Genomic DNA, 19,862 nt, shown 5'->3' on the forward strand with positions numbered 1-19,862 from the left:
ACGCCGGTCGCGTCGGGTGATGCAGCAGCCCCCTCCGCTGCGCCCAGGCCCCGCAATGCGCGGCCCGACAGCTCTCCCAACGGCGGGTCGTGCCGCAGGCGGACATCGCGGCCACGGGGTCCATCCAACGCCGCTCGGCGCGGCGCCGCCGCGGCTGGGCGGGGATCAGTCGGCCATGCCGAGCGCGCGCAGCGCCGCTTCCAGGGCGGCACGCTGCGCCTGCAGGGTGTCCGGACCATCGTAGGGAAACAGCGTCCAGGTCTCGCCCGCCCGCATCGACTCTCCCGGCGCCAGCCGCCGCAGCGGCGCATGCACCTCGAGTTCGAGGATCCCGGCCTGCGGATCGTCGGCATGCCACTGCTGGTAGATCTCGACCTGGCCGTGTTCCGGATCGATCGCCGCGTCGGGCTGGCGCTCGAACCGGATCAACAGCAGCTGTCCGGCATTGAAACCGGCGATCCAGCCCGCCGACGGCGCGATGAAGATCTTGCCGCGCCGGCCCGTTTTGCCCGGTGGCGGCGGATCCAGCTGCAGCGAGTAGAGGCCATCCTCCCACCAGCCCACCGGACCGGCGAACACCGCATCGGGGTCGGCGCGCAGTCGCGCGTCTCCCGGCCGCGCGACGGGCGCGAACACGCGGCTGCCCGCCGGCAGGCGCGTGTTGAACCACAGGTCGCGACGCACTTCGCGATCGCGCCGGTTGATGGCTTCGGCGACGAGTTCGACGGTGGCGGGGGCACGCCCGGACAGGCGGAACGACTGCGTGGCCTGCAGGCCGCTGACCGGGCTGGCCTCGCCTTCGAGCACCAGCGACAGCGCGCTGCGCTCGACGATGCGGTTGCGGCCATGCGCCAGCCACGGATCGGGTGGCCAGGGCGCGGCAGCGGCGCGCCGCTGGGGATTGAGGTCCTGGTCCAGCCACCAGCGCGATTGCGGTCCGAGCCAGAGCTCATGGCCGAAGTACGGCAGGTCCGGACCATCGGCAGTGGGCCCGGGAGCCGGCGTGGTGTCCAGCGCGGCCCCCACCCTGAGCACGTTGCCACGCCCCGGCAGCGACAGATGCACCACGCGTGCGCCCACCCCGGGGACCACCTCCAGTTGCAGATGCCCGTCATCGAGACGGATGCGCTCCGGCCCCGGCGGAGGCTGGCCGACCGGCGTCGCAGCCGCCGTCGCGCACAGGGCCGCGCCAAGCAACAGGGCAGCGACGCGCGGCGCGAAGGCTGGCATCACATCGTGTGCGTGGGCTTTTCGGCGGACAGGGTGCCCGCGAGCAGGGTTTCGATCCGTCCGCGCACCGTCTCGCCCTCGGGCGTGTCGGCGAACTGCACCCCGACCCCGGCGGTGCGTGCCCCCTGCGCGCCGGTGGGCGTGACCCACACCACCTTGCCGGCGACCGGCAGCCGCTCGTGCGATTCGGGCAGGGTCAGCAGCAGGAACACCTCGTCGCCGAGGAAGTAGCGCCGCGGCGTGGGCACGAAGATGCCGCCATATTTCAGGTAAGGCATGTAGGCGCCGTACAGCTGCGCCTTGTCCTTCAGCGCCAGCGAAAGAATGCCCTGGCGCGCGCCGCCCGCGGTCGTGTTCATCGATACCTCTTGTTTGCGGATGCCGGCCCCGACGCATCCCCGCCGCGCCAGGACAGCAGCAGCTCCGCGACGGCGAGGTCCGCGCGCACCGTGGTGCGCAACAGGTCGCGCGTGCGGTTGGCCGCGTCGAACCACTGCCCCAGCTTCCGGATTCGCGCCGGATCGGTCAAGCCCGAGGCCTCGTCCAGCGCCAGGTCGGCTGCATGACGCAGCCGCAGGTCGGCGTGCTCGTCGCTGGTCCAGCGCTGCGCGGCCTCCAGCGGCGCGAGTTCGCCGCGGGCGAGCCGGCCCAGATCGTCGGCGACTTCGCCGCGTAGCCGCATGCCGCCGTCGCGCAACCAGGCATCGGCTAGGCCCGGATGCCCGCGCGCCGCGTCCAGCGCCTGCAGCGCCTCCCCGCTCGCGTGGCCTTGCGCGTGCAGCCACTCCAGCGCTTCGTCGCGCGGCGGCAGGCGGAACTCCAGCCGCTGGCAGCGGCTGCGGATCGTCGCCGGCAGGCGCGCCGGATTGGATGCCAGCAACCACAGGTAGCGGCCCGGCTGCGGCTCCTCCAGGGTCTTGAGCAACGCATTGGCCGCCGAGGTGTTGATCGCGTCTGCCGGGTCGACGATCGCGACCTGCACGCCGCCGTACTGGGGGGTCAGCGACAGCTTCTCGGACAGTTCGCGGATCTGTTCGATCACGATCTCGGTCCGCAGCCGGGTGCCTTCGCGATTGGGCTGCAGGGTGACCACATGGAAATCCGGGTGGGTCCCGGCCTCGATCAGGTGGCCGGCACGCGCGCCGTGCTGTCCCAGCAGGTGGGCGGCCAGGCGCTCGGCCACCAGCCGCTTGCCCAGCCGCGCCGGACCGCAGATCAGCAGGGCATGGCCAAGCCGACCCTCCGCCAGCGTGGCGCTGGCGTGGTCGAAGGCGCGCTGCTGCCATGGCGCGAGCGGCCCGCTCACGCGCGCACCATCCATTCGCGCAGCAATCGGACCGCCTCGCGCGCCACCTCCGCTGCTGGCGGCGTGGCGTCGATCACGCGGAAGCGCTGCGGCTCGGCCGCGGCGCGCGCACGGTAGGTCGCGCGCACGCGCTCGAAGAATTCGTCGCGCTCGGCTTCGATGCGGTCGGGCACGCAATCGCGGCCCCGGGTGCGTTCGCGGCCGCGGCCCACGTCGAGGTCCAGCAGCAGGGTCAGGCCGGGACGCAGGCCGACCACGCGCCGCTCCAGTTCCGCGATCCAGTCCGGATCCAGGCCCCGTCCACCGCCCTGGTAGGCGTAGCTGGAATCGGTGAAGCGGTCGCAGAGCACCCACGCGCCGCGCTCGAGCGCCGGCGCGATGGTCTCGCGCACGTGCTGGGCGCGCGCGGCGAACATCAGCAGCAGTTCGGTCTCCGCGGCCGGCGGTTCGTGCGCGGGATCCAGCAGCAGGCTGCGGATCATCTCGGCCAGCGGCGTGCCGCCCGGCTCGCGCGTGTGCACCACCTCGCCCCCGCTCTCGCGCAGCGTCTCGCGCAGCGCACCGAGTACCGTGGTCTTGCCCGCGCCCTCGCCGCCCTCGAGCGAAACGAAGCGTGGGTGCGTGGCGATGGCCGCGATCACTGGCCGAACTGCGCGCGATAGCGGCGCACGTAGTCGCGCACCGCGGTGTTGTGCTCGTCCAGCGTGCGCGAGAACACGTGGCGGCCGCTGCCGTCGCCCACCGCGACGAAATACAGCTCGTCGCCGTCTGCCGGCTGCGTGGCCGCCTGCAGCGCGGCCGTGCCGGCCATCGCGATGGGCGTCGGCGGCAGACCGTCGCGGGTGTAGGTGTTGTAGGGCGTGTCGGCCAGCAGGTCGGCGCGACGGATGTTGCCGTCGTAGCGGCTGCCCATGCCGTAGATCACGGTCGGATCGGTCTGCAGGCGCATGCCGCGCTGCAGCCGGCGCACGAACACCCCGCCGATGCGGGCACGCTCCTCCGCGATGCCCGTCTCCTTCTCGATGATCGAGGCCAGCACCAGCGCCTGTTCGGGGTTCTCCAGCGGCAGTCCCGGCGCACGCGACTCCCACGCGGCCTGCAGCGCACGCTCGAGTGACTGGTTGGCGCGGCGCAGGACATCCAGGTCGGTATCGCCACGAGTGTAGACGTAGGTCTCGGGCAGGAACCGTCCTTCCGGATGCACGCCGGTGCGGTCGAGTTTTTCCATCAGCGCCACGTCGTCGAGTTCGCCGATGCTCTGCACCAGCGGCGTCGCCCGCGCCAATGCCGCGCGCAGCTCGCGCATGTTCCAGCCTTCGACGATGGTGAAGCGGTAGCTGACCACGCGGCCATCGCGCATGCGCTGCAGCAGCGTGCGCGGGGTCATGCCGGGCTCGAGCGCGTACTCGCCCACCTGCATGCGCGCATCTGCACCGAGCTGCCGCGCCAGCGCCTGCCATTCCAGGTCGTGGCCGTCGCGGACGCCCAGCTCGCGCAGGCGCGACAACACGCGACGGAACGAATCGCCGCGTTCCACCTGCAGGGTCTCGCCCGCCTCGATGCCCGCCAGCGGCGCATCGGCGAAGCCGGTGTAGCGGTCGTACAGGAAGAACGCGGCGGCGCCTGCGAACAGCGCCGACAGCACGAACAGCAACCGCAGGCCGCGCCAGCGGCTAGTGCCCTTGGCCATGCGCCCGCCCCATCGGTCCGGAAGGAATCGTCATGCCGCTAGGATACCGTGGCGCCGCCGGCCTCCGCCGCCAGCGCCTGGAGCATGCCGCGCGCCTTCGCCCGCGTCTCGTCCAGTTCGCGCGCCGGGTCCGAATCGGCCACGATCCCGGCGCCGGTGCGGAAGCGCAGCTGCGCGCCTTCCAGCTCGCCGCTGCGGATCAGGATGTTGAGATCGAGGTCGCCGTCGCGGTTGAGCCAGCCCACCGCCCCGGTATAGGCGCCGCGCCCGCCGCCCTCGAGTTCGGCGATGACCTGCATGCAGCGCACCTTGGGGCAACCGGTGATGGTCCCGCCCGGGAACGTCGCGGCGATCACCTCGCCGGGCCCGGCATCGGCGCGCAGGCGGCCGCGCACGTTGCTGACGATGTGATGCACATGCGCATAGCTTTCGATGGTCATCAGTTCGTCGACCTCGACGCTGCCCGCCACGCACACCCGGCCCAGGTCGTTGCGCTCCAGGTCGACCAGCATCACGTGCTCGGCGCGCTCCTTGGGATGGCCGATCAGCTCGCGCACCCGCGCGGCTTCGTCCTCGCCGCTCAGGCGTGGCCGGGTGCCTGCGATCGGCCGCGTTTCGACCACGTCGCCGCGTATCGAGACCAGGCGTTCGGGCGATGCGCTCGCGACCGCCCAGCCATCGCCGGCATAGAGTCCGGCGAACGGCGCCGGGTTGGCCTGGCGCAGCCGCGCATAGAGCCGGGCCGGATCGAGCGGCGCATCGAACTGCGCACGCCAGCCGCGCGATAGGTTGACCTGGAACACATCGCCCGCGGCCAGATAGTCGAGGATGCGCTGCACGCCATCGGTGAAGCGCGCCGGGTCATCCTCGTCCACGCGGACCGGCGGCTGCCAACCCGGCAGCGGCGCGAGGTCCGCCGCAGCGGCCTGGTCCTGGACGATGGCATCGAGCATCGCGTCGTGGCCGAGTTCGGCCACGGCCACGCATTCGCCGCTGGCGTGGTCGCGCAGGAGTGCCGCGGGGCAGCGCAGTGCCTGCGCCACCGGCAGCCCGCCCGGGGCCTCGGGCAAACGCAGCACGGGTTCGACCTGGCCGGCCAACTCATAGCCCAGCAGCAGCGCCCAGCCGCCGCGGAACGGCCAGCGCGGCTCCTCGCGCGGCAGGCGCAGCACGCGCCAGGCGGCATCGAGCGTGTCCAGGAAACTTCCGCCGATGGCCGCCCCGGATGCGTCGCGGGTCACGCCGTCGGCGCCCAGGGTCAGCGATCCGCCGTCCGCTGCGAGCAGCAGATCCCAGCGTGCCTGTGCCGTGCCCTGCGCAACCGACTGCAGCAGCACCGGATAACGCCGGGGGTCCTGGCGATGCATCGCCAGGAGGTCCGTCTCGTGCGGTAGCGGCCGGCTGATCAGCATCCTGGACTCACTTCGATGACCGGGACGGTTGATCCATCGCGGCCCGGCCCGCGCCGCGTCGCCACCAGGATCCGATTCCGGAAGATGGCGACTGCAGGACGCGCGGCCCGGCACGCGGACGCGCGCCGGTCAGGCCCGGCGGAAGATCAGCGTGCCGTTGGTGCCGCCGAAGCCGAACGAGTTCGACAGCGCGATGTCCACCTGCGCCTGGCGCGCGGTGTGCGGCACGTAATCGAGGTCGCAGCCTTCCGACGGGTTGTCGAGGTTGATCGTCGGCGGGATCACGCCGGTATGCAGGGCCATCGCCGAGAACACCGCTTCCACGCCGCCTGCCGCGCCGAGCAGGTGCCCGGTCATCGACTTGGTGGAGCTGACCATCAGCTTCGAGGCGTGCGCGCCGAACACCGACTTGATGCCCATGGTCTCGGCCAGGTCCCCCTGCGGCGTGGACGTGCCGTGGGCGTTGATGTAGCCGACCTCCGACGGATCGATGCCGGCATCGCGCAGCGCGGCGACCATGCAGCGCGCGCCACCCTCGCCGTTCTCGGCCGGTGCGGTCATGTGGTGGGCGTCGCCGCTCATGCCGAAACCGGCGAGTTCGGCGTAGATGCGCGCGCCGCGCGCCTTCGCGCGCTCCCAGTCCTCGAGCACCAGGATGCCGGCGCCGTCGCCCATCACGAAGCCGTCGCGTCCGGCGTCCCAGGGGCGCGAGGCGCGCGTCGGGTCGTCGTTGCGGGTGGACAGCGCCTTCATCGCGCAGAAGCCGCCCAGCGAGGTCGGGGTGGTGGCGAACTCGGAGCCACCGGCGATCATCACGTCGGCGTCGCCGTACTGGATCATGCGGGCGGCCAGGCCGATGTTGTGGGTGGCGGTGGTGCAGGCGGTGACGACCGCGATGTTGGGGCCGCGCGCACCGGTCATGATCGACACGTGGCCGGCGACCATGTTGATGATGGTGCTGGGCACGTAGAACGGCGAGACCTTGCGCGGCCCGCCCTCGTGGTACTTGATCGAGGTCTCTTCGATGCCCTTGAGCCCGCCGATGCCGGCGCCGATGGCCACGCCGATACGGTCGGCCTCGGCGCCCTGAATCTCGAGGCCGGCATCGGCGATCGACATCAGCGCTGCGGCCACGCCGTAGTGGACGAAGGGGTCCATCTTCTTGACGTCCTTCGCAGGGATCCACTGCGCCGGATCGAAGTCCTTGACCGATCCGGAGATGCGCGTGGCGAAGGCGGAGGCGTCGAAATGGGTGATCGGGCCGATGCCCGAGCGGCCGTTGACGATGCCGTCCCAGCTCGAGGCCAGGTCGTTGCCGAGCGGCGACAGGATGCCGATGCCGGTAATGGCGACACGACGCTTGGACATGGTCGGCTCTCTCCTCGATGCATGCATGGGCATCGCGCCGCTTGCGCCGCGCGATGCAAAACGCACGAGGCCGCATCGCGGCCCCGGGTTGTTACGGATCGGCGCTCACGCCGATGCAAGCGCTGACGGTGCCGCACCTGGCCGGAGCCGGGTACGGCCGCCGGGCTCACGCCTTGACGTGGGCCTTGATGTAGTCGATCGCCTGCTGCACCGAGGTGATCTTCTCGGCTTCTTCGTCGGGGATCTCGCACTCGAACTCTTCTTCGAGCGCCATCACCAGTTCGACGGTGTCGAGCGAGTCCGCGCCGAGGTCGTCGACGAAGGAAGCGCTGGCGCTGACTTCCTCTTCCTTGACGCCCAGTTGTTCGACCACGATCTTCTTGACGCGTTCTTCGATGCTGCTCATTGGCTCTGGCTCCGCGGAGGCTGTTACGTTGACAAGTGTAAGGTCTGATCCGGGGCGAGGATAGCGCGTTGCCGCTGCGCGGCCCCGGGGCGGTCGGGCGTGTCGCGACAGGCGACAACGCATTTCCTTTGAAATCGGCAACTTAGGGACGCGTCCCGGCAGAGCCGCGGCGCGCCCCGTAGAGGTTCCGGCTCAGGGCATGTACATGCCGCCGTTGACGTGGATGGTTTCGCCGGTGATGTATCCGGCGCCCGGACCGGCGAGGAAGGCGACCGCATTGGCGATGTCCTGCGCCTGCCCCAGACGCGCGAGCGCGATCTGCCCCACGAGGCCCTTCTTCACTTCCTCGGGCAGCGCGGCGGTCATGTCGGTCTCGATGAAGCCCGGCGCGACCACGTTGACGGTCACGCCGCGCGAGCCGATCTCCTTGGCCAGCGACTTGCTGAAGGCAATGATGCCGGCCTTGGCGGCGGCGTAGTTGGTCTGGCCGGCGTTGCCGGTGACGCCGATCACCGAAGCGATGTTGATGATGCGGCCCTTGCGCGCCTTCATCATCGCGCGCATCGCCGCCTTGGACGAGCGGTAGACGCTGGTGAGGTTGGTGTCGAGGATGGCCTGCCAGTCCTCGTCGCTCATGCGCATCAGCAGGCCGTCTCGGGTGATGCCGGCGTTGTTGACCAGGATCGACAACGGCCTGACCTCCTTGCCAATGGCCTCGATCAGCGCCTCGACCTGGCCGGCCACCGAGACGTCCAGCACCCGCCCCTGTCCACCGTGGGCGGCCAGCCGCTCACCGATCGCCTTCGCGCCGGATTCGGAGGTCGCGGTCCCGACGACGGTCGCGCCGCGCGCGGCCAGGGTGTCGGCAATGGCGGCACCGATGCCGCGGCTGGCGCCGGTGACGAGCGCGATCTCGCCCTTGAGGTCCTGGGTCATCTGTTCCTGCCTGTCCTGAGTCTGGAGCGTGTGCCTGCGGGATTGTCGCGGATGAGGCGGCTGCGGGCCAATCCGGGCCCGTCCCACGCCCGCCGCGCAATGGCGACGGGAGGGTCAGCCCTTCCAGTCCGCCAGCGCCGTGTCGAAATCGGCCGGCGTGCCGATGGCCCGTGCGTCGAGCGACTTGTCGATGCGCTTCACCAGGCCGGCCAGCACCTTGCCGGGGCCGCACTCGGCGATGCGCGTGACGCCGTTCGCGGCCAGCGCCTGCACGCAGCCGGTCCACTGCACGGGCAGGTAGAGCTGGCGCACGAGCGCGTCGCGGATGGCCTGCGCGCCCTGGTGCACTTCGGCATCGACGTTCTGCACCACCGGGATCGACGGCTCGCTCCAGGCCAGGGAAGACATCGCCTGCGACAGCCGATTGGCCGCCTCGCGCATCAGCGGGGTGTGCGAAGGCACGCTGACGGCCAGCTTCACCGCCTTGCGCACGCCGCGCTCGGCCAGCAGGGCCAGTGCGCGGTCGACCGCCGCGGCATGGCCGCCGATCACGATCTGGCCGGGCGAATTGTGGTTGGCCGGCACCACGACCTCGTCGCCGGACGCTTCGCGGCAGACCTCCTCCACCAGCGCATCCTCGGCGCCGAGCACCGCCGCCATCGCGCCGGTGCCTGCAGGCGCGGCGTCCTGCATCAGCTGTCCGCGCAGGCGCACCAGCCGTGCGCCGTCCTCCAGCGACAGTGCGCCGGCAGCGACCAGCGCGGCGTATTCGCCCAGGCTGTGGCCGGCCAACTGCGCCGGACCTGCCCCGCCCTGCGCCAGCCACACGCGCCACACCGCCACGCCCGCGGCCAGCAGCGCCGGCTGGGTGAACTCGGTGCGATTGAGCTGTTCCTCGGGCCCCGTCTGCGCCAGCGACCACAGGTCGGCGTCCGCTCCCTGCGAGGCTTCGGCGAAGGTGTCGCGCACCAGGGATTGGCGCTCGGCCAGTTCGGCGAGCATGCCCAGCGACTGCGAGCCCTGCCCGGGGAACACGAACGCGAGTTGTGGATCGGTCACGCCAACTTCCGGGGTGAAAACAGGGCGCGATGATACGGGCAAAGCCATCGCCCCGTCTGTACCGGGGCGTATGCGCGGGCGCAGGATGCTGCAGGTATCGGCAGGCATGCCGTCCGATCACCTTTCAAGATCGCCCATCGTCGGAGCGAGCGACCCACGCGCTGGTGTCGCACCGTCAGAACCTTCGCGTACTGCGATCGGCCGCGGATGCCGGCCAGCGGGAAACGGCGGACTCCGCGCTCGTGATGGCAGGACACGGCAATACCGCCCCTGCAGCGCAGTGGCGGACAGATGAATGCGGAGGCGGCGCGACGCCTGCGTCGCGCCAGGCGTCAGTAGCGCAGCAGCGCCGAGCCCCAGGTGAAGCCGCCGCCGAAGGCCTCGAGCAGCAGCAACTGCCCGCGCTGCACCTTGCCCGAACGGACCGCTTCGTCCAGCGCCAGCGGCACCGAACCCGACGAGGTATTGCCGTGCTTGTCGACGGTGACGATCACGCGCTCCATCGGCATGTCCAGGCGCTTGGCCGTGGCTTCGATGATGCGCAGGTTGGCCTGGTGCGGGATCAGCCAGTCGATGTCGTGGCGATCCAGGCCGTTGGCCTCGAGCGTTTCCTCGACCACCGAGTCCAGCGCCTTGACCGCGTACTTGAACACGTCGCTGCCGGACATCTGGATGCGCACGCCGGCGTTCTTGGCGTCGTCGTCGAAGCCCACCGAGACGCCGACCGGGTTCCAGAGCAGCTCCTTCTTGCTGCCGTCGGCATGCAGGTGGGTGCTGAGGATGCCGGTTTCGCTGTCGGCCTTGAGCACGACCGCGCCGGCACCGTCGCCGAACAGGACGCAGGTGGTGCGCTCGGTCCAGTCGACCATGCGGGTCAGGGTTTCCGCGCCGACCACCAGCACGGTCTTGACGTCGCCGCAGCGGATGAACTTGTCGGCCACCGAGAGCGCGTAGAGGAAGCCCGAGCAGGCGGCGTTGACATCGAACGCGCCGCAGCCGGCGATACCCAGCCGCTCCTGCAGCAGGCAGGCCGAAGACGGGAAGATCAGGTCGGGCGTGGTGGTGCCGACGATGATCAGGTCGATCTCGTCGGCGCGCGTGCCCGCCGCCTCCAGCGCGCGCACGGCGGCGTGGTAGGCGAGGTCCACCGTGGTCTCGCCTTCGGCGGCGATGTGACGCTCACGGATGCCGGTGCGCGAGGCGATCCATTCGTCGCTGGTGTCGACGATCTTCGACAGGTCGTCGTTGGTCAGCACCTTGCTGGGCAGGTAGCTGCCGGTCCCGGCGATACGTGAATAGATCCGCGCGCTGCTCATCTCGTGGACGGCCCTCTGGTCGAAGCGGGCGGCCCGCGCAACCGTCACCGCGGGCGCGGACACGGGAGGCGGGCCGAGGTCACCAGGCCCGCGGACGGGCCCGGATCAGGGTCAATCTTCCTCGACGACCTTGGTCTTCGGCTGGATCACCTGCTTGCCGCGGTAGTAGCCGTCGGCGGTGATGTGGTGGCGCAGGTGGGTCTCGCCCGTGGTCGGGTCGGTGGCCAGCTGCTTGGCCGTGAGCGCGTCGTGCGAACGACGCATGCCACGACGGGACGGGGTGACGCGGGACTTCTGCACAGCCATGGGATTGCTCCAGGAACGATTCGGTTGTTGCTATCGCGCTCCGCGCCACCGGGACGCGAACCGCTTCATTGTTTCTTCTTCAGCGCGGCCAGCCCGGCGAACGGATTGGCACGCACCTCTTCTTCCGCGGACACCGGCCAGTCGCGCTCGACCGCCTCGGAGCCCGGCTTCACCGGGACCACCGGCAGGGCGAGGATCAGCTCGTCCTCGACTAGGTCCAGCGGCCGCAGCATGCCGTCGGCCTCGACCAGCAGCGGTTCGTAGCCACCGGGCAGGCCGGCTTCCCCGTCCTCGTCCCGGATCAGCCCCAGCCGCTGCTCGATCCGCACCGGGAACAGGAACCGCTGCAGGCTGCGCTGGCACTCCAGCGGCAGCTCGGCCTCGAGCTTCAGTTCCAGGTACGGCACGCGCAGCGCGTCGGTGTCGAACCCGAGTTCGAAGGCGACCTCGCCTTCGGCCCCCGACAACGCCTCGCGCAGCCTCGGCAGCGCCGCCAGTGCGACCCGGCCCTTGAACTCCCGCCGCGCGGCAACCATCCGCCAAGCGTCCAGGATTTCGGGCAGTTCCGCGGACATAAGCTGTAGGATTTTAATGGTCGAAACGAACCCTGTCAAACCCACCCGGTACGGGCAAGCCATTGTGCCGGCAGGAAATTTGCCCGCTGCGGCGGCGGCGGTCAGACTGCCGTCCCGTCCGGGGGAGTGCATTGTGACCGTTCTTGTCCTGTCCGTGCTGGTCGTGGCGACCGCAGCCGTCCTCACCGCCTGGCTGCGCGGCCGCGGCAACCGCCGCCACCGGGCCCTGACGCAGCTGCTGGATGCGGCCGACGCACTCGAAGACCGCCTGCGCACCGCCCGCTCCGAGATCGAGGCCATTGCCGGCGACGAGCACAACCCGGTGCGCGAGGCGATGCAGGAAATGCTGCGCCAGCGCCTGTGGCTGCAGCAGAATGGCCAGAGTGCGTCGCTGGAACAGCTCGACCGCGTCCGCGCCTCGATCGATGCCGCCCGCGACAGCATCGAGACGCAGCTGCTCCAGATCGAGCGGGCACGCGCCGCACTGCACTGAACGCCATGTCGCCCGCCCCCCTCATCCTGGCTTCCACTTCGCCGTATCGCGCCGAGTTGCTCGGCCGGCTGCGCCTGCCGTTCGACACGGCGCGGCCCGAGGTGGACGAAAGCGCGCACCCGGGCGAGCCGCCGGCGACGCTCGCGCTGCGCCTGGCCGTGGCCAAGGCCGAGGCCGTCGCCCGACGGCATCCCGACGCGGTGGTGATCGGCTCCGACCAGGTCGCCAGCTGCGACGGGCAGGTGCTGGGCAAACCCGGGTCGCGCGACATCGCGCTCGCGCAGCTTCAGGCGATGTCCGGGCGCGAGGCGGTCTTCCTGACCGCAGTGGCCGTGGTCGGGCACCAGGCCCGGGGGCAGGCGCTGGACACCACCACGGTGCGCTTCCGGCCACTGGCCGATGACGCCATCGCCCGCTACATCGATGCCGAGCAACCCTGGGACTGCGCCGGCAGCTTCCGCTGCGAGGGCCTGGGCATCGCCCTGTTCGAGGCCATCGAGACGCGCGACCCGACCGCCCTGGTCGGCCTGCCCCTGATCGCGACCGCGCGGCTACTGCGTAGCGCGGGCTTCGTCCTGCCCTGAGCGATCCTCGTCCGCGACAGCCTGGTCGAACGGCGCGAACCCGCGCGCGCGCAAGGCCTCCAGATGCCCGTGCGCGGCCCCTGCACGCCAGCCGTAGGCCGCGTCCATCACGCTGGGATCGACCGCCGGATAGCGGCTGCGGATGTGCATGGCATAGCCCTCGGCGCGTGCGTGCAGCTCGCGCGCCTGCTTGACCAGATGAACTCCGTTGCCGAGCAGGAATACCAGCAACAGCCACAGCAGCGTTCGCACCCAGCGCCGCCAGGCCGGCTGCACGTCGCCCCAGGCCAGGAGCATCAGGCCGACCCAGCCGAACCAGAACAGGGACGCGAAGCTGACGTAACGGGTCACGAACGCGTGGTCAGCGCCGTACTCGCCCGCCCGGCCCATGGCGGTCATCAGCGCGCACCCGACCCCGAACAGCATCAGCGCCAGCCACGGCAGCAGCGCTGGCCGCCAGCGCCTGGCCGCGGCCCAGGACGCGGTGACCAGCGCGACCAGGGTCCACACGGGCGCGGTGGCCGTGGCCAGGCGCGACACCCCACCGCCCAGATAGTTGAGGACATACAGCACCAGTGTGGCGAGGCCGGGAACGCCGCCGCCCGCGCTCGCTCGCCCCGCCCAAAGCCAGCCCACGAGCGCTGCGCCTGCAGCCAGCCAGGGCAGCGCGAGCCACAGCCGCTGGCTGCGCGGCAGGCCGGGATGCAGCGCCAGCAGGCCCAGCGCGACCGGAAACACCGCCAGCGTGGTCGAGAAGCCGAGAACGCCGACCGAAGCCAGCGCGACCGCCAGCATGTTGGATGCGAGCGACAGCCCGGGCCGCGTCAGCAGGGCGATCGCGGCCACCGCGCCGAGGGTGCTGATGAACACTGCGACCTGCCAGCCCCACTGCAGGTTGGCCAGGTGGCCGGGGTAGAGCGCGATGCAGAGCAGCAGCAGACGCCACGGCGCGGAGATGGCGCCGCCTGGCGCCCGACCGGCCATCCCCATCAGCACCGCCGCCTGCGCCAGCAGCAGGGCGAAACTGGCCAGGCTGTCCAGCCAGGGCTGTCCGCCCGAGGCCCAGGTCGTGACCAGCAGCACCGCATAGGCGACCACGTGCAGATGGCTGCCATCGTGGACCTGCCAGAACGCGGAGGAGGCCAGCGTTCCGTCCTGCCAGGCCTCGTACATGGGCACCAGGTCGATGTGGTCCCAAAGCATCATCGGCAGGTGCCAGGCCAGGGTCGCGGCCAGCAACAGCAGGGACAGCGCGGCGAACGCCATCCAGGTGCTTCCCCGAGTCGTCGTCATCGTGCCGCCCCGCCCTCGCCATGCACCCGCCCGGGTTCGCCTTGCATCGTCATTCGCCCAGCAGCTCCACAGGTTGCCCGGCGAACCGTTCGATGCTGCCGTCGCCGCCGACCACTTCCAGTCCCAGCCAGTACCGTCCCGGCGGCAGCCCGCTGGCATCGACCTGCGCACGGAACGCGACCTGCGGCAGCGACGGGTCTTTCGATCGACCACGGTAGAACTGCTGCGGCCAGTCGTCCCGCAGCCCGTACTCGGCTTCGGCGACAACCCGTCCACCCAGGGTCACCGACACCCGCTTCACCCCGGCCACGTCCTTGATCGCCCAGCCGCTGGCCTCGAACACGGCCGGCAACCGCGCCTCGGCCCGGGGCGTGTTGAGGTAGGCGATGGCAGGCGGCACGCACTCTTCCGGTGCCTCTGCTGTTTCGCCGTCGAGCGCGAACAGCAGGAAACGCCGTCCGCCGCCATCGGCATCCACCACCTGCGGCGGCGGCAAGGCGCCGAACCTGCGGCACAGCGACTGGTAGTGGTCCAGCAGTTCGCTGAGCTTGACGTCGCTCGGGGAGACGACCAGCAGGGCCGGACCGTCGCCAGGACCCGGCGCGCTCGCCTCCAGCCCCCACAGCTGCAGCTGCGGGGCACGGCCATGTGCGCGGTTGAGCGCATGCGGCAGCACCGGGATGGCCGGATCGCCGAGCGCGAAGCCGAGTTCGGCACCGACCTTGAAATTGTCGGCGATCAGGCGGGTGTCTTCCGACATGTCCGCCCGCGCCTTGCGCACTGCGGCTGCGAGTTCGTCCCAGCCGGAGAAATTCTGCGGATACCATTTGCCCGCCGCGCTGCGTTCGCGCAGCTCGGAGGACGACACGGCCGCGTAGTAGCCGAGCATCGACAGCGTGCCCACCAGCGCGATCGCCCAGGTCAGCACGCGCAGCCAGCGGGGCCACGAGCCCAGCACCAGCGGCAGCAGCGGCAGCAGCGCGATATAGCCGGGCAGCGGCCAGTGGAAACTCACCCGCTCGGTATCGGCGAAGAACCCGAGCGCGAAGAATCCCAGGACCACGATGCCGCCCGACAGGCCGAGCAGGCGCAGCGCGTCGTTGTCGTGGCGACGGACGCGCCACGCCCCCGCCAGCAGCGCGACCAGCAGCAGCGGCGTCACGAACGCCGCCTGGATCGGCACGAAACTCGCGCCGTCCCGATGCAGCGCCCAGGGGTGGCGGTCGACCAGCTGGAAACGCAGCCCGGCCTCGGCGTTCTCGATGTTCCACGCCAGCAGCGGCATCCAGGCCGCCGCGCCGAACGCGACCGCGATGATCACGCGCGGATCGCGCAGCAGTTCGCGGCCGCGCGCGATCAGCAGCAGCGCCAGCAGGCCGGCGCCGATCGCGGCGATGAACCGGTAATGGCTGAGCGCCCCGATCGCCAGGCCGAGCGCCAGTTGCACCGCCGCGCCGTAACTGACCTGCCGCAGCATTCGGGTCAGTGCGTCCAGGCAGAGGAGCGTGGCCAGCGCCATCAGCACATCCGGCAGCGCCATCACCCCCAGGGTGGCGAACAGCGGCAGCACCAGTGCGCCGCAGCCGGCGATCCAGGCCTGCGCGGGTTCCAGCTCGCGCCCGGCGATGCGCACCACCAGCCACGGCAGCGCCGCGGAAATCGCCACGAACAGGGACCGGGCCGCCAGCACGCTGTCGCCGAACAGTTCGCCGCCGAGGCGGATCGTCCACGCCGTCAGTCCGGGCAGGTCGGAGTAGGCCCAGGCCAGGTGCTGGCCTTCCTGCCAGTAGAACGCCTCGTCCACGAACAGCGGCAGGCGCGCGGCGACCAGCAGCTTGGCCACCACCGCGCACGTCCACAGCGCGATGAACGCCGTCCGCTGCCCGCTTCGTTCCTGCATCCGCCGCAACCCCGTACACTCGGAAATTCGTCAATCGGGAGAGCGTCGTGTCCGCCGCCATCCATGAATCCGCCATGCTAACCGACCGCGATCAAGACGCGTTGACGGCGGCGCAGGCGCAGGTCAACAGCCTGGTCCTGGGCAAGGTGCGCGAAGTGCAGTTGGCCTTCGTGGCCCTGCTGTGCGATGGCCACCTGCTGATCGAGGACCTGCCCGGCCTCGGCAAGACCACCCTGGCGCATGCGCTGGCCGCGACGCTGGGGCTGGGTTTCCAGCGCGTGCAGTTCACTTCCGACCTGCTGCCTTCGGACATCGTCGGCGTCTCGATCTTCGACGCGCAGGCGCGGCGCTTCGAATTCCACCCGGGGCCGGTGTTCGCCAACGTCCTGCTCGCCGACGAGATCAACCGCGCGCCGCCGCGCACCCAGAGCGCCCTGCTGGAGGCGATGGCCGAGCACCAGGTCACCGTCGACGGCACCACCCATCGGCTGCCGGAGCCGTTCTTCGTGATCGCCACCCAGAATCCGGTGGACCTTTCGGGCACCTATCCCCTGCCCGACTCGCAGCTCGACCGGTTCCTGCTGCGGCTGTCGCTGGGCTATCCGGACGAGGACGCCGAGCGCGCGCTGCTGGCCGGCGAAGACAGGCGCGGGCTGATCGCGCGCGCCGCGCCGCTGCTGGGCGGAGACGACGTCATGCGCCTGCGCGATGCGGTTACCCGCGTGCATGCCAGCCAGGCGCTGGTGGGCTATGTGCAGGCGCTGCTGGCACGCAGCCGCCACGCGCCGGGCGTGCGCGTGGGGCTGTCGCCGCGCGCCGGCATCGCCCTGCTGCGCGCGTCGCGCGCGCACGCGCTGCTGCAGGGACGCACCAGCGCCACGCCCGCCGATGTGCAGGCGCTGTTCGGAGCGGTGGCCGCGCACAGGCTGGTGCCCGAGGTCGAAGCGGGAAGCGATGGCGCCGCGCTGGCGCGATCGATCCTGCAGGACGTGCCGGTGGACTGAGACGGGCGTTGCGATGATGGTCGCCATGCGCACCCGCGCCAGCGGGCCCGATGCCGCGGGCGGAGACGCCTGATGCTGGCCGCGATCCGCCAGCGGCTGGAGCGACGCTTCGATGCCTGGACGCGGCGCCGCAGCCCGGTGTCGCTGCCGGTGCGTTTCGACCGGCATCGCATCTACCTGCTGCCGACCCGCTTCGGCCTGTTCTTCAGCCTGCTGCTGCTGGCGATGGGCGCGGGCGCGCTCAACTACAACAACAACCCGGCGCTGCTGCTGTGCCTGCTGCTCGCCGGCGCGGGCATCGCCAGCCTGCTGCAGGCGCAGCTGCAGTTGAGCGGACTGGAAATCCACGCGATCGGCGCCGAGCCGGTGCCTGCCGGCACGCCGCTGCAACTGCGCGTGCACGCCCGCGCACCAGCCGGGCGCCAGCGGCGCGGCCTGCAGGTGGCGTGTGGCGGCGTGTCCGCGACCCTGTCGCTGGACAACGGCGCGGGTGAAGCGGACCTGGCGGTGGCGACTCTGCGGCGCGGCTGGCTCGACCCTGGCCGGCTGCGCATCTCCACCACGCGCCCGCTCGGGCTTGCGCGCGCCTGGGCCTACGTCTGGACCGACGCACCGCTGCTGGTCTACCCCGTGCCCGAGGCGGCGGGGCCGCCCCTGCCTTCGGGCAAGGGCGAGTCCGCCCGGTCGCGGCTGACGCCCAGCGGGGACGATGTGCACCACCTGCGCGAATGGCGTCGCGGCGACAGCGTGCGTGCGGTGGCGTGGAAGGCGTCCGCGCGGCGCGATGCGCTGCTCGTGCGCGAGTTCGAGCAGCCGCTGGGAATCGACGTGATGCTCGACTGGCACGCGCTGCATGCGCTGCCCTACGAGGACCGCATCCGCCGGCTCGCGCGCTGGATCGACGAGGCCGAGCGCGAGTCGCGCCGCTACCGGCTGCAGCTGCCCGCCGAAACCCTGGGACCGGGCCAGGGCGAGGCGCACCGGCATGCCTGCCTGCGCGCGCTGGCCCTGCTGCCGGCGGAAGGAGGATCGCGTGCAGGCGGCTGACCCGGTACCGCTCGACGCGGCCAGCCGGCGCTGGGCACTGGCGGCGGCCGCCACCTGCCTCCTGCCGCTGCTGCCTCAGCTGCCGGCGAGCGTGGCCGCCGGCTGCATCGGCATCGGCGTGCTGGTCGCCATCGTCTCCAGCCGCCGCCCGCTGCCCGGCTGGATCCGCACCCTGCTGGCGCTGTGCCTGATCGGCGGCGTGCTGGCGATGTCGCGCTTCAGCCTCGGCCGCGATACCGCCTGCGCCCTGCTGGCGGCGATGCTGGCGATCAAGCCGGGCGAACTGGCCTCGGTGCGGGATGCGCGCAGCCTGGTGGGTTTCGCCCTGTTCGCGCCGTTCTCCACCTTCCTGCTCGACCAGGGGCCGCTGTCGCTGCTGCTGGGCCTGGCTGGCGCGCTGACGGCGCTGGCCGCGCTAGCGCAGCTTTCCGAACACGAGTCGGCGGTGGGCGTGTCGATCATCCCTCGCGCGCGCCTGGCCCTGGTCGGCAGGCTGGTGCTGATCGGGGTGCCGCTGGCGCTGGTGGCCTTCTGGCTGTTCCCGCGTCTTGGCTCGCCGTTGTGGGGGGTGCCCGAGCGCGCGCTGACGCGGCCCGGCCTGTCCGACGAGATGGCGCCCGGGCAATGGCTGGACTTCATGACCGACGATCGCCCCGCGCTGCGCGTGACGTTTTCCGGCGCGACACCCGACACCTCCCAGATGTATTGGCGCGGCCCGGTGCTGATGGACTACGACGGCCGCACCTGGACCCGCTCGCGCTGGCTGCGGGGCATTCCCGCGCCGCAGACCACGCGCTCGGACACTGTCTGGGAGTACGAGATGGAGGTCGAGCCGAACGAGCGCCGCACTTTGGTCGCCCTGGAGCTGCCCGACGCGCCCCCCGCGGGCGCGCGCATGGGCTGGGACCATGTGATCCAGACCGCGCCCATCCAGAGCGTCACGCGCTGGCGCATGCGTGCGTCGCCGCCCGTGTCGTTCGAGCCGGAACTTCCCGCGCTGATCCGTCAGAACGCGCTGCAGCTGCCCGATGGCTTCAATCCGCGCACCGTGGCGCTGGCCCGGCAGTGGCGACGCGAACTCGGCGATGGCAACGACGCGGCCCTGGTGGACCGGGCCATGCGGATGATCCGCAGCGAGTTCGGCTACACGCTCGATACGCCCCTGCCCGGCCGGCACGCGGCCGACGAATTCCTGTTCGACTGGAAGCAGGGCTTCTGCGAACACTTCAGCTCCGCCTTCGTGATCCTGATGCGGGCTGCCGGCATTCCCTCGCGCGTGGTGACCGGGTATGTCGGCGGATATCGCAATCCCATCGGCAACTACTGGATCGTGCGCAACCAGGACGCCCATGCCTGGGCCGAGGTCTGGCTGGCGGGTCGCGGCTGGGTCCGCGTCGATCCCACCGCGGCGGTCGCGCCCGAGCGCATCTACGACACCATCGACGACCGCAGCGGCGGCGGGTTCGGCGCGTTGCCCGGAGTGGCGCCGATGCTGAACGTCGGCGACTGGCTGCGCCGCGGCTGGAACGACCTGGTGCTTGGTTTCGACGCCACCCGGCAGATGGCGATGCTGCGGCCGCTGGGCCTGGACGGCGCCGGCCTGCGTGGGCTGGTGGGCCTGTTCGCAGGCTGCGCCGGGCTGGCGCTGGCCTGGATGCTGTGGCTCGCCACCCGCGCCGAACGCGGCGGCGACGCCGTGGTGGCAGCCTGGCGGCGCCTGTGCGCCCGTTACGCCAGGCTGGGCCTGGCACGCGCGCCGCACGAACCGTCGCTGCAGTGGGCGCGGCGCGTCGCCGCGGCACGCCCCGGCGACGCCAGCACGCTGCTGGCGCTCACCGCGCGTTTCGAGAACTGGCGTTACGCTCCGCGCAGTGCCGACGCCGATCCACGCCCGCTGATCCGCGACCTGCGCAGGCATCGCCCCGCATGAACCAACC

At 71.3% G+C, this 19,862-nt stretch carries 20 protein-coding genes; 5 read left to right on the top strand and 15 right to left on the bottom strand.

Annotated elements, in window-relative coordinates; translation table 11 throughout:
• Positions 1-165: 165 nt before the first annotated feature.
• The 13 genes from ACQYVW_RS04735 to ACQYVW_RS04795 all read right to left on the bottom strand — a co-directional run bounded on the left by ACQYVW_RS04735 (position 166) and on the right by ACQYVW_RS04795 (position 11,604).
• Complete coding sequence (locus ACQYVW_RS04735) at positions 166-1,230, bottom strand: DUF4380 domain-containing protein (protein ID WP_434946200.1); 1,065 nt, start codon at positions 1,228-1,230, stop codon at positions 166-168.
• A complete protein-coding gene (locus tag ACQYVW_RS04740) occupies positions 1,230-1,589 on the bottom strand; it encodes a PilZ domain-containing protein (protein ID WP_434934619.1) in 360 nt (119 codons plus the stop codon). The genes ACQYVW_RS04735 and ACQYVW_RS04740 overlap by 1 nt, the downstream gene beginning before the upstream one ends.
• The gene (locus ACQYVW_RS04745) at positions 1,586-2,536 is read right to left on the bottom strand and encodes a DNA polymerase III subunit delta' (RefSeq protein ID WP_434946201.1); all 951 of its coding nucleotides are present in this window, start codon (positions 2,534-2,536) and stop codon (positions 1,586-1,588) included. The genes ACQYVW_RS04740 and ACQYVW_RS04745 overlap by 4 nt, the downstream gene beginning before the upstream one ends.
• On the bottom strand, positions 2,533-3,177 hold the full coding sequence (gene tmk / locus ACQYVW_RS04750; protein WP_434934623.1) for a dTMP kinase: 645 nt from the start codon (positions 3,175-3,177) through the stop codon (positions 2,533-2,535). The genes ACQYVW_RS04745 and tmk overlap by 4 nt, the downstream gene beginning before the upstream one ends.
• Positions 3,174-4,226, bottom strand: coding sequence for an endolytic transglycosylase MltG (gene mltG, locus ACQYVW_RS04755; RefSeq protein WP_434946202.1), 1,053 nt, complete (start codon positions 4,224-4,226; stop codon positions 3,174-3,176). The genes tmk and mltG overlap by 4 nt, the downstream gene beginning before the upstream one ends.
• Before the next feature lie 38 nt (positions 4,227-4,264).
• Positions 4,265-5,638: an aminodeoxychorismate synthase component I gene (locus tag ACQYVW_RS04760; RefSeq protein ID WP_434946203.1), complete on the bottom strand. Its 1,374-nt coding sequence runs from the start codon at positions 5,636-5,638 to the stop codon at positions 4,265-4,267.
• A 129-nt stretch (positions 5,639-5,767) separates the two neighbouring features.
• The gene (gene fabF, locus ACQYVW_RS04765) at positions 5,768-7,006 is read right to left on the bottom strand and encodes a beta-ketoacyl-ACP synthase II (RefSeq protein WP_434946204.1); all 1,239 of its coding nucleotides are present in this window, start codon (positions 7,004-7,006) and stop codon (positions 5,768-5,770) included.
• A gap of 166 nt (positions 7,007-7,172) precedes the next feature.
• A complete protein-coding gene (gene acpP / locus ACQYVW_RS04770) occupies positions 7,173-7,412 on the bottom strand; it encodes an acyl carrier protein (protein WP_146387575.1) in 240 nt (79 codons plus the stop codon).
• 192 nt (positions 7,413-7,604) lie between these two features.
• Positions 7,605-8,348, bottom strand: a complete 744-nt coding sequence (gene fabG / locus ACQYVW_RS04775) for a 3-oxoacyl-ACP reductase FabG (RefSeq protein ID WP_434946205.1) — start codon at positions 8,346-8,348, stop codon at positions 7,605-7,607.
• A gap of 114 nt (positions 8,349-8,462) precedes the next feature.
• Positions 8,463-9,407 (bottom strand): ACP S-malonyltransferase, encoded by a 945-nt coding sequence (gene fabD, locus ACQYVW_RS04780; protein WP_434934633.1) that lies wholly within the window; start codon positions 9,405-9,407, stop codon positions 8,463-8,465.
• A gap of 332 nt (positions 9,408-9,739) precedes the next feature.
• Positions 9,740-10,723 carry a beta-ketoacyl-ACP synthase III gene (locus tag ACQYVW_RS04785; RefSeq protein ID WP_434946206.1) on the bottom strand — a complete coding sequence of 328 codons (984 nt, stop codon included), beginning with the start codon at positions 10,721-10,723 and terminating at the stop codon, positions 9,740-9,742.
• A 111-nt stretch (positions 10,724-10,834) separates the two neighbouring features.
• Positions 10,835-11,029, bottom strand: a complete 195-nt coding sequence (rpmF, locus tag ACQYVW_RS04790) for a 50S ribosomal protein L32 (RefSeq protein ID WP_434934636.1) — start codon at positions 11,027-11,029, stop codon at positions 10,835-10,837.
• Between the two features lie 65 nt (positions 11,030-11,094).
• Positions 11,095-11,604 (bottom strand): YceD family protein, encoded by a 510-nt coding sequence (locus tag ACQYVW_RS04795; RefSeq protein ID WP_434934638.1) that lies wholly within the window; start codon positions 11,602-11,604, stop codon positions 11,095-11,097.
• Between the two features lie 16 nt (positions 11,605-11,620).
• Here ACQYVW_RS04795 and ACQYVW_RS04800 point away from each other — a divergent pair, with 16 nt between their 5' ends.
• Together ACQYVW_RS04800 and ACQYVW_RS04805 are read left to right on the top strand one after the other, a co-directional pair.
• Positions 11,621-12,097 (top strand): death domain-containing protein, encoded by a 477-nt coding sequence (locus ACQYVW_RS04800; protein WP_434934640.1) that lies wholly within the window; start codon positions 11,621-11,623, stop codon positions 12,095-12,097.
• Between the two features lie 5 nt (positions 12,098-12,102).
• Entirely contained in the window at positions 12,103-12,681 is a 579-nt protein-coding gene (locus tag ACQYVW_RS04805) for a Maf family protein (RefSeq protein WP_434934641.1), read from the top strand.
• Here ACQYVW_RS04805 and ACQYVW_RS04810 read toward each other — a convergent pair.
• Entirely contained in the window at positions 12,649-13,974 is a 1,326-nt protein-coding gene (locus tag ACQYVW_RS04810) for a hypothetical protein (protein ID WP_434934643.1), read from the bottom strand. The genes ACQYVW_RS04805 and ACQYVW_RS04810 overlap by 33 nt on opposite strands.
• 49 nt (positions 13,975-14,023) lie before the next feature.
• On the bottom strand, positions 14,024-15,874 hold the full coding sequence (locus ACQYVW_RS04815) for an ArnT family glycosyltransferase (protein ID WP_434934644.1): 1,851 nt from the start codon (positions 15,872-15,874) through the stop codon (positions 14,024-14,026).
• A 47-nt stretch (positions 15,875-15,921) separates the two neighbouring features.
• Between ACQYVW_RS04815 and ACQYVW_RS04820 the strand changes: the two genes are divergently transcribed.
• From ACQYVW_RS04820 to ACQYVW_RS04830, 3 genes are all read left to right on the top strand, one after another.
• Positions 15,922-16,878, top strand: coding sequence for an AAA family ATPase (locus tag ACQYVW_RS04820; RefSeq protein WP_434946207.1), 957 nt, complete (start codon positions 15,922-15,924; stop codon positions 16,876-16,878).
• Positions 16,879-16,953: 75 nt separating this feature from the next.
• The gene (locus ACQYVW_RS04825; protein ID WP_434936805.1) at positions 16,954-17,925 is read left to right on the top strand and encodes a DUF58 domain-containing protein; all 972 of its coding nucleotides are present in this window, start codon (positions 16,954-16,956) and stop codon (positions 17,923-17,925) included.
• Complete coding sequence (locus ACQYVW_RS04830; protein ID WP_434946208.1) at positions 17,864-19,855, top strand: transglutaminase TgpA family protein; 1,992 nt, start codon at positions 17,864-17,866, stop codon at positions 19,853-19,855. The genes ACQYVW_RS04825 and ACQYVW_RS04830 overlap by 62 nt, the downstream gene beginning before the upstream one ends.
• Positions 19,856-19,862: the final 7 nt, after the last annotated feature.

This window comes from Luteimonas campi (genome assembly GCF_051162505.1).
In the GTDB taxonomy this organism is placed as follows: Bacteria; Pseudomonadota; Gammaproteobacteria; order Xanthomonadales; family Xanthomonadaceae; genus Luteimonas.

Coding starts and splice junctions, on each gene's coding strand:
- ACQYVW_RS04735 (WP_434946200.1), bottom strand. CDS start 1,230: ATGCCAGCCTTCGCGCCGCGCGTCGCTGCCCTGTTGCTTGGCGCGGCC.
- ACQYVW_RS04740 (WP_434934619.1), bottom strand. CDS start 1,589: ATGAACACGACCGCGGGCGGCGCGCGCCAGGGCATTCTTTCGCTGGCG.
- mltG (WP_434946202.1), bottom strand. CDS start 4,226: ATGGCCAAGGGCACTAGCCGCTGGCGCGGCCTGCGGTTGCTGTTCGTG.
- ACQYVW_RS04760 (WP_434946203.1), bottom strand. CDS start 5,638: ATGCTGATCAGCCGGCCGCTACCGCACGAGACGGACCTCCTGGCGATG.
- fabF (WP_434946204.1), bottom strand. CDS start 7,006: ATGTCCAAGCGTCGTGTCGCCATTACCGGCATCGGCATCCTGTCGCCG.
- acpP (WP_146387575.1), bottom strand. CDS start 7,412: ATGAGCAGCATCGAAGAACGCGTCAAGAAGATCGTGGTCGAACAACTG.
- fabG (WP_434946205.1), bottom strand. CDS start 8,348: ATGACCCAGGACCTCAAGGGCGAGATCGCGCTCGTCACCGGCGCCAGC.
- ACQYVW_RS04785 (WP_434946206.1), bottom strand. CDS start 10,723: ATGAGCAGCGCGCGGATCTATTCACGTATCGCCGGGACCGGCAGCTAC.
- rpmF (WP_434934636.1), bottom strand. CDS start 11,029: ATGGCTGTGCAGAAGTCCCGCGTCACCCCGTCCCGTCGTGGCATGCGT.
- ACQYVW_RS04795 (WP_434934638.1), bottom strand. CDS start 11,604: ATGTCCGCGGAACTGCCCGAAATCCTGGACGCTTGGCGGATGGTTGCC.
- ACQYVW_RS04800 (WP_434934640.1), top strand. CDS start 11,621: ATGGTCGAAACGAACCCTGTCAAACCCACCCGGTACGGGCAAGCCATT.
- ACQYVW_RS04805 (WP_434934641.1), top strand. CDS start 12,103: ATGTCGCCCGCCCCCCTCATCCTGGCTTCCACTTCGCCGTATCGCGCC.
- ACQYVW_RS04810 (WP_434934643.1), bottom strand. CDS start 13,974: ATGACGACGACTCGGGGAAGCACCTGGATGGCGTTCGCCGCGCTGTCC.
- ACQYVW_RS04815 (WP_434934644.1), bottom strand. CDS start 15,874: ATGCAGGAACGAAGCGGGCAGCGGACGGCGTTCATCGCGCTGTGGACG.
- ACQYVW_RS04830 (WP_434946208.1), top strand. CDS start 17,864: ATGCCTGCCTGCGCGCGCTGGCCCTGCTGCCGGCGGAAGGAGGATCGC.